This window comes from Hydrogenophaga sp. (assembly GCF_048549895.1).
GTDB lineage: Bacteria > Pseudomonadota > Gammaproteobacteria > Burkholderiales > Burkholderiaceae_C > Hydrogenophaga.
Map to the genome: position 1 here is coordinate 1 of NZ_JBLYYB010000113.1, position 4,289 is coordinate 4,289.

The window sequence follows — 4,289 nt, forward strand, 5'->3', positions numbered from 1 at the left end:
CCATCTTCGGCCTGGGCATCGCGACGGCGGTGCTGTTCCACGAGGGTTCGACGCTGATCGTGGTGGCGAATGCGTTGCGGCTGCTGGCCTACAAGGGCAAGACGTCACCATGGTCTCTTCACTGAAATCACTCGAAACGAAGAGGCTGTGTACGGGGGGCGCGGCATTTCCTTTCCGACTGAGCTGGCCGCGCAAAGCAGCTTTGGCACGCCCACGGAATGGACCGATGGTGACCGGCAGCTGCGCGGGATAAGCGTGGAGTTGTCTGCAGGTCAACCGCCCGGTGAAGCTGGTCCTGGCCCTCGGTGCAAGAATGCGCAAAAGGCGAGCCGCTCTGTGGCGTGGTCTCGGGCTACCTGCGCGACAAGAAGGTGATAAAAGGCGTGCAGATCAATACGCTGCGCATCGTCGGGATGGACGGGAATCCACCACGCTAGGCTGCCTGAGCCCGGCGCCTCTCACACAATGCCGCACCCATGTAAAAACCCACCGCCCTTTCGAGCGGTGGGTGTACACAAGCCTTCGAGATTCGAAGGGCTTGAGAATCAGAAGACGTGAGCAACGCCCACGGCGTAGATTTCGCGCTCGCGGACTTTAGTGCCCGCTGCATTCTCGATGTCGCCGGTGGTCAACGCGCCGTACAGACGGGTGCGTTTGGACATGTTGTAGAACACACCAGCAGAGAAGGCATCACCCTTTTCGAAGGTGGCGCTGCCCTGCTTGGCTTTGGCGGTGCTGTAACCCAACGAGAAGTCGATGGCGCCCACCGGCACGATCGCGCCGATGCTGTAGGTGTCGGACTTGAGAGACGCCTTGTTTTTCGCTTGGTTCCAGCCGCCGGAGACGCGGAAGCTGCCGAAGTCGTACGCGGCGCCCAGAGTGTTGTATTCACGGTTGCTGGCAGCCGCTTCGTTGGAGTTTTCCTGGTAGCCGTAACCCACATCCAGGTTACCTACCTTGTAGCGCAGGTTGAATGCCGTGACCTCTTGCTTGACGGGATTTGGGGCCTCGTCAAAGCCGTAGCTCACACCAGCAGAGAAGCCACCGAAAGAAGGCGACTCGTAACGGATCTGGTTGCTAGCGCGATCACCGTAGTCGGCGATCTGACCCACACCTTGAAAAGCTGGCACGGCGGGACCGTTCCCGGTGTTGCCGATGATGGCTTCGGTCGAGACCATATTTGGTGAATCAAACATGTTTGCGCTGAGAGAGAGGTCGCGTATGTCATCAAACGAGGTGTCGTGACGACCCAGCTTGACGGTACCAAACCCACCGGACAAGCCGACGAACGCAGCTCGGCTACCCAAGGTGGTGCTCGTTGGCGCGTCGACTTGCAAATCAGTCTCGATACCAAAGATGGCTTTCAAGCCGCCACCCAAGTCCTCAACACCACGAAAGCCCAAGCGGCTACTGGAAATGTTGCTGTTGAACAGTTGGGTGTTGCTGACGGGGCCAACGCCGCCGACGATGGGGCCCACCTTGGCAGAACCCACCGACGCATCAAGGCGTCCGTAAATGGTGACAGACGATTGCGCCAGGGCGGCGCCGGAAGCAGCCAAAACGGCTAGAGCGATGAGGCTCTTTTTCATGATAGTTTACTCCAATGGAATGAGGTAGGTTTTACTTATGCCCCCTACCGTATGCAGGGCGACCCCGCTATTGTGAGCAAGAAACACCACGAGCCTGTGAACCACCCTCAGTTTTTTGCGGGTTTTTACTAATTTACAACGCCGACTGCACATTCAGCTTTATTCACTTGTTTGTCATGAATCGCGATGAGGCCAGCGCGCGAGCAAACCATCACGTAAAGACAAGTGCGAGACCAACAAAAAGCCCGCTACAGCTTTCACAGCGGGCTTTCATTGATTGACGTGGTACCGGAGAGATGAATCGAACACTCGACCTTCTCATCGTGAGCGTCCGGTCAACCCATCTTGACCGGCCGCACCAGGGTCATTTGGACTGCACCGATGTAGGCCACGCACTCCAGGAGGTTGAGGCAGGCCAGCAGCAAGTACTTCTCGGCGTCGGTTCACACGCGCAGCAGGTCGTGCTGGCCAAGGTGGCCGTATACGAATGCCAGGAGATAGCGCTCGGGGTGGTCGACGCATACTGCGTGATCATCTGCACGAAGAAATCTGGCGGCACGCCCTCGGAGAACTTCAACGTCGCCGTCAGACGCCGCAAGCAGGTTTCCTGGACGTCCTCAGAGATCGTTGGCAAGGCATGCCCGCAGTGCTTCATGGCCTGGAAGGCGACGAGCAGGACGCGGATCGGCTCCTCAAGCAGCTGCATGTCGACCCCGTAGCGAGGCAACACGAGGATGGAGGCCAGCAGATTCGGCTGCTGGACGTAGATTTCATCAGTCAGCTCAACCTTCTGTTGCGCGCTCATGCGTTTGACGTCGATAGTTGCCTGGACCATAACGTCCTGCGTGAGCAAGGTCATGGTGCTGCGTCGGATGCCGCTTGCCATCTGTGCGGTAGCAAGTCCACGATCTGGCTGCTGCGCTGCGTCGGCAGGCGTGCCAGCACGTCGCGCAGGTATGCCCATGGAATCGTGTCCATTGAGCCGCGCCGACTTCACAAGGCTCATCACCATGGCCGTACGCTGGCCAGCGAGTTCGCTACTGGCGAACAACCATGCCCGGCGCCCCATTGCCCAAGGCTTGATCTGCCGCTCAAGGTGGTTGTTGTCGATCGCGACTGCGCGGTCCTCGGGGTAGTGCGCCAGCGCGCTCCAGTGGCCGAGCGTGTACTGGATCGATCCGGTGCACATTGCGTTCTCGCCGAAGCTGACCAGACCGTCGCTGGCGTCGATCTTCGCGTTGGCGATACCGTCGATGCTGATGCTCTTGGCCACGATCTTGCCTTCGACTTTGCCGCCGGCGGCGATCACGAGTTTGGACTGACCGCTCAAAGCGACCTTGCCCTTGATGCTGCCCATCACGGCCAAGTCACATGGGAATCGCTCGCTCTCGCAGATCACCCCTGCGGGAAAGTTGCAGACCGCTGCTTCTGCAGCAGCTGGGGTAGCGGCCTTTGGCGCCACGCCAGTACCGGCCTGCAGGTTCAGGGTGCGCACAGGCAGATCACGCCTTGATGTCGCTGGCGCGAGGCTAACCACTGAGGTCGCCGACGCTGCTGGCACCCGAGGCTATTCGTCGCTTTAGTCGCTCATTGATGCGGTTTCGCTCACGGATTGCACGGTAAGGAAGTGCGGCACGGCGTTCGGCGGCGGGAACGGGGATTCGTCGACGGCGAGAGGACTGGGGGTGTTCATCTGCATGGGTTTCTCCTTTCAGGTAGAAAACCGCGGGCTAGGCCCGAACTGATAGTCGGCATCAGCACAGGTGCTGATCTCTTGCAAACGGCGCTGCGCCTCATCGGTAGCCTGCTCGTCTCTGGGGGGCAGCGCTGGCACGCGGCGCTCGGCCCAGCTGCCATCGGGAACCCACGTCCAGGTGGGCACGCCCTTGGCTGCGAGCGATGCGGCCATGGCGTGGCGGGTCTGCAGGTATTCGGGGGAACTGCCCCGTTCCTGCACATCGAGCGCAGCGCGAGCCACGGTCTGACCGTTGGGACCAACCACATGACGAACCAGCCAGTCGGGTGCGACCTTCTTTATGGGCTGCACGTCGGTGAGGTTGCGCTGGAAGGCATGACCGTTGTCCAGCAGCGCATCGACCAGCAGCACTGCATTGGGGTTGTTCGCCGGGATGAAGCTGCGGGGGTGGACGTTCATCAACCAGGTGGCGCGGGCGAACACGCCACCACGTTTGTTCACCTCGGCGAGGAAGAAGCCCATGACCTCCGGGCTGCGCTTGCCATAGGGAATCGCTGCATTGCCCTCGATCGCCTTGTTGATGCGCGCCTCGTCGTCGTTCGCCTGCAGATAGCCCAGCGCTGTGCTGCAGTTATTGCGCAGGAAATTCAACGCGGCGTCCGACAGGCCCACTGAGTGGCGCAAGTGGCGCAGGTGCATGACGGGTAGCTGATTGGCAGAGACCGAGAAGCTGCGAACGGGTGCAACCAGCAAGCGCAGCGGTCGGGTCGCATCCTGGCGCCCCATGCTTAGGCTGGCTATGAATACCCGCCAGTCGGCGTTGAGCTGCTCGCGCGCAATTTCTCTAAAACGCCGCGGTACGAACAGAAACTCCTCCATCGCAACGCCGTTGACTTCGAGCGTGTGCGCTACGCGCATGAGCTGGTAGCGGACGCGGCCCCAGTCGCGGGTCCAGCTGGGGTGCCAGCGGCACAGGTCCGCTTCCTCCCACAAACCCATCGCAA

3 protein-coding genes and 2 pseudogenes are annotated in these 4,289 nt (G+C 60.5%); all 5 read right to left on the bottom strand.

Annotated features, from left to right (window positions below; genetic code table 11):
• Positions 1-545: 545 nt before the first annotated feature.
• Positions 546-1,589, bottom strand: a complete 1,044-nt coding sequence (locus ACN4F8_RS11925; RefSeq protein ID WP_419473801.1) for a porin — start codon at positions 1,587-1,589, stop codon at positions 546-548.
• Positions 1,590-1,953: 364 nt separating this feature from the next.
• Positions 1,954-2,448, bottom strand: a complete 495-nt coding sequence (locus ACN4F8_RS11930; RefSeq protein ID WP_419473802.1) for a hypothetical protein — start codon at positions 2,446-2,448, stop codon at positions 1,954-1,956.
• Positions 2,445-2,751, bottom strand: a pseudogene (locus tag ACN4F8_RS11935) (transposase domain-containing protein); the annotation flags it as partial. The pseudogene ACN4F8_RS11935 and the gene ACN4F8_RS11930, both read right to left, overlap by 4 nt.
• Before the next feature lie 63 nt (positions 2,752-2,814).
• Positions 2,815-2,946, bottom strand: a pseudogene (locus ACN4F8_RS11940) (hypothetical protein); the annotation flags it as partial.
• 354 nt (positions 2,947-3,300) lie between these two features.
• On the bottom strand, positions 3,301-4,289 hold a 989-nt coding region (locus tag ACN4F8_RS11945), incomplete at its 5' end, for a DUF1173 family protein (RefSeq protein ID WP_419473803.1).